Genomic DNA, 3,887 nt, shown 5'->3' with positions numbered 1-3,887 from the left:
CGCCCGACGGCGCGCACCGCTGACGCGGGGCCGCCGGGCCCCGGCCACCGGTCCCGGGCCGCTTCCGCCCCTGGCACCCGGGCGCCCGTACGCCCCCTGTCCCTGACGTACGACCGGGGGGCCATCACGGTCCTCCCCGGTCGGGACTTCCGGCGCCCGGCGGGTGAACCACCCGTTCCGCCCGTACGGTCGGAACCATGACGCAGCGGGCACTCGACTCCTTCGGCGAGCAGCCGGACTCCGTGAAGACCTCTCCCGCACCCGCGCCGCCGGGCGGGCTGACCACCGCCGAGGTCGCCGAACGGGTCGCCCGGGGCGAGGTCAACGACGTACCGGTCCGCTCCTCCCGCTCGGTCACCGAGATCGTCCGCGCGAACGTCCTCACCCGGTTCAACCTGATCATCGGTGTGCTCTGGGTGATCATGCTGTCCGTCGCGCCCATCCAGGACAGCCTCTTCGGCTTCGTGATCCTCGCGAACACCGGGATCGGCATCGTCCAGGAGTGGCGCGCCAAGAAGACGCTGGACAGCCTCGCGGTGATCGGCGAGGCGAAACCGACCGTACGGCGTGACGGGGCCTCCGTCGAGGTCTCCGTCTCCGGGATCGTCCTCGGGGACCTGATCGAGCTGGGCCCCGGGGACAAGGCCGTCGTCGACGGCACGGTCGTCGAGGCCGACAGCCTGGAGATCGACGAGTCGCTGCTGACCGGCGAGGCGGACCCCGTGGTCAAGCGGCCGGGCGACCCGGTGATGTCCGGCAGCTTCGTCGTCGCGGGCGGCGGGGCGTTCACCGCCACCAAGGTCGGCCGCGAGGCCTACGCCGCACAGCTCGCCGAGGAGGCGTCCCGCTTCACCCTCGTGCGGTCCGAGCTCCGCAGCGGCATCAGCACGATCCTCAAGTACGTGACGTGGATGATGGTTCCGACGGCGATCGGGCTCATCGTCAGCCAGCTGGTCGTCAAGGACAACAACTTCAAGGACTCGGTGGCCCGCACCGTCGGCGGCATCGTCCCGATGATCCCCGAGGGCCTGGTCCTTCTCACCTCGGTCGCCTTCGCGATCGGCGTCATCCGGCTCGGCCGCAAGCAGTGTCTCGTGCAGGAGCTGCCCGCGATCGAGGGGCTCGCCCGGGTCGACGTCGTCTGCCTGGACAAGACCGGAACCCTCACCGAGGGCGGCATGGACGTCACCGAGGTCCGCCCGCTGAACGGATCCGACGAGGGGTACGTCCGCCGCGTCCTGGGCGCCCTCGGCGCCTCCGACCCACGGCCCAACGCCAGCCTCCAGGCCATCATCGACGCCCACCCGGACGACAAGGGCTGGGACGTCACCCAGGCCATGCCGTTCTCCTCGGCCCGCAAGTACAGCGGTGCCGCCTTCACCGAGGGCGGCGGTGACGCGTCCGCCTGGCTGCTCGGCGCCCCCGACGTCCTGCTGCCCGCCGACGACCCCGCCCTCGCGGAGACGGTCCACCTCAACGAGCAGGGGCTGCGGGTCCTGCTCCTGGCCAGGGTCCGGGGCGGGCTGGACGCCCCGGACCCTGCCTCCGGGGCCGTGCCGGCCGCGCTCGTGGTCCTGGAGCAGCGGCTGCGGCCCGACGCCGGGGAGACCCTGGCCTACTTCGGCGACCAGGACGTCGCCGCCAAGGTCATCTCCGGCGACAACGCCGTCTCCGTCGGCGCGGTGGCCCAGAAGCTGGGGATGCCGGGCGCCGGACACCCCGTGGACGCCCGCCGGCTGCCCGAGGACCGCGACGCCATGGCGTCGGAGATCGAGCGGAACGCGGTCTTCGGCCGGGTCACCCCGCAGCAGAAGCGGGACATGGTCGGCGCCCTCCAGTCACGCGGGCACACGGTCGCGATGACCGGGGACGGGGTCAACGACGTGCTCGCGCTGAAGGACGCCGACATCGGGGTCTCGATGGGCTCGGGCTCCGAGGCGACCCGGGCGGTGGCCCAGATCGTGCTGATGGACAACAGCTTCGCGGCCCTGCCCTCGGTCGTGGCGGAGGGCCGCCGGGTCATCGGCAACATCACCCGCGTCGCCACACTGTTCCTGACGAAGACCGTCTACTCGGTGCTGCTGGCGATCCTGGTGGTCTGCTTCCAGGTGGAGTACCCGTTCCTGCCGCGCCACCTCACGCTGCTGTCCACACTGACGATCGGTGTCCCGGCGTTCTTCCTGGCGCTCGCCCCCAACAAGGAGCGGGCCCAGCCGCACTTCGTACGCCGTGTCATGCGCTACGCGATCCCCTCCGGGGTCATCGCGGCGGCGGCCACCTTCACCACGTACCTGGTGGCCCGCCATCACTACGCCGGTACGGGAGCGCTGGACGCGGAGACGAGCGCGGCGACCCTCACACTGTTCCTGGTCTCCATGTGGGTCCTGGCGATCATCGCCCGTCCGTACACCTGGTGGCGGGTCGCGCTGGTGGCGACGATGGGCCTGTGCTTCCTCGTCGTGCTCGCGGTGCCCTGGCTCCAGGACTTCTTCGCGCTGAAGCTGGTGGGCACCACCATGCCCTGGGCCGCGGCGGGGATCGCGGCGGCAGCGGCGGCCGTCCTGGAATTCGCCTGGCGCGTGGTCGGCCGCCGCTTCCGCCCCTAGCGGTCTACTTCACGTCGACGAAGTCACCCGCGGCCGTGACGGTCGGGGTGGTGGACGTACCGGCGAAGCTGTAGCGCCAGTAGCCGTCCACGGACGCCTTGACGGTGGTCTTCAGCGCACCGGTGCTGCTCGACTTGATGGTCTTGACGGTGGTGTAGGTGCTGCTGTTCTTCTTGCGGAACTGGAGCTTGACGGCCTGGGTGGCGTAGCCCTTGTACGTGCCGGTCTCCCAGTTGGCACGCGAGAGCTTGCCGGTGACCGTGAGGGTCTTGCCCTTCTTGACGGGCTCCGGGGCGGCGTTGACGGTCACCTTGGAGAGGCGCTGGAGGTTCGTCCTGCCGAAGGCGTCCTTCTGGACGATCTGGCCGTCCTTGCTGAGCACAGCGGCGCCGACCTTCCAGGTGGTCGCGTCGGAGTTGATCAGCCATGCCGGGTCGACCGTGACCGTCAGCGTGCAGGTGGAGGTCGTGGCGTTGACCGCCTTGCACGTGGCGACGTCCTCGTTCTGCCCGATGCCGAAGCTGTCCTCGGACTCCAGAGTGCTGCCGATCCACAGGAACGTCGCCGCGTCGGCGATGCCCGAGTCGTCCGTGGCCGTGATGGCGACGGAGACCTTCTTCGGTGCGGTGGTGCCCACCACGATGGGCTTACCGCCGTTCACGACGGCCTTGGTGATCTTGAGGTCGTCGGTCGCGGTGACCGCACGGGCGGCCATCCGCCCGTGGGACTGCTCCGGGGCGGAAAGCCCGAAGTCAGGCGTCCAGGTACGGCCGTCGTCGGCCTGCGCGGCCGGGACGCCGAAGGCGGACAGAGCCAGGGCGCCGGAGACAACGGCAACAGTGGCACGAATACGCATGTGTTCCCCAGTGGAGAAAGGGGGCCCGCGGCACGGCGTGAGGCCGACGGTCCCCATGTGGTCTGCGAGTCTGGTGACTCGACAGACCAGACGGCGGGCACATGTGAATGGTTGTACGTCCGGATGGCTTTTCCGTGAAGATCACATGGCTCAGTCGAACCAGCGGTCCCGGGCCAGCTCCTCGGTGCGCGACGGGTCCTCCAGCAGGGCGGCCACCTCGAAGCGGCGCGGCCACTGTCCGGCCGCCCAGGCGAGACCGGCCGCCACGCCCTCCAGCGTGGACGCGTGGACCACACCGTCGGGGGTGCGGCGCCAGTCCAGCTCGACGCCCCCGGCGCGCAGCTCGCTGTGCTCGACGTAGGTCTCGGGGGTCCCGGCGCCGAGCAGGATCCGTACGGAGTCCGGCACCTGGTGCTCCTCGCCCC

At 70.7% G+C, this 3,887-nt stretch carries 3 protein-coding genes; 1 reads left to right on the top strand and 2 read right to left on the bottom strand.

Features of this window, described 5'->3' with window-relative positions:
- Window positions 1-197 precede the first annotated feature (197 nt).
- Window positions 198-2,606: an HAD-IC family P-type ATPase gene (locus VN520_RS08535; protein WP_325746245.1), complete on the top strand. Its 2,409-nt coding sequence runs from the start codon at window positions 198-200 to the stop codon at window positions 2,604-2,606.
- A gap of 4 nt (window positions 2,607-2,610) precedes the next feature.
- On the opposite strand, the gene VN520_RS08530 is transcribed toward VN520_RS08535, so the two are convergent.
- Together VN520_RS08530 and VN520_RS08525 are read right to left on the bottom strand one after the other, a co-directional pair.
- Window positions 2,611-3,462, bottom strand: a complete 852-nt coding sequence (locus tag VN520_RS08530; protein ID WP_325746244.1) for a DUF5707 domain-containing protein — start codon at window positions 3,460-3,462, stop codon at window positions 2,611-2,613.
- A 150-nt stretch (window positions 3,463-3,612) separates the two neighbouring features.
- A partial coding sequence (locus VN520_RS08525; RefSeq protein WP_325746243.1) for a hypothetical protein occupies window positions 3,613-3,887 on the bottom strand: 275 nt, incomplete at its 5' end.

Source organism: Streptomyces sp., from assembly GCF_035563135.1.
Classification (GTDB): Bacteria; Actinomycetota; Actinomycetes; order Streptomycetales; family Streptomycetaceae; genus Streptomyces.
The sequence above is the reverse complement of the archived record's forward strand: the minus strand, read 5'-3'. Positions and strand labels throughout refer to the sequence as shown.

Excerpts from the sequence above, each read along its gene's own strand:
- VN520_RS08530 (WP_325746244.1), bottom strand. The coding sequence starts at position 3,462 with ATGCGTATTCGTGCCACTGTTGCCGTTGTCTCCGGCGCCCTGGCTCTG.
- VN520_RS08535 (WP_325746245.1), top strand. The coding sequence starts at position 198 with ATGACGCAGCGGGCACTCGACTCCTTCGGCGAGCAGCCGGACTCCGTG.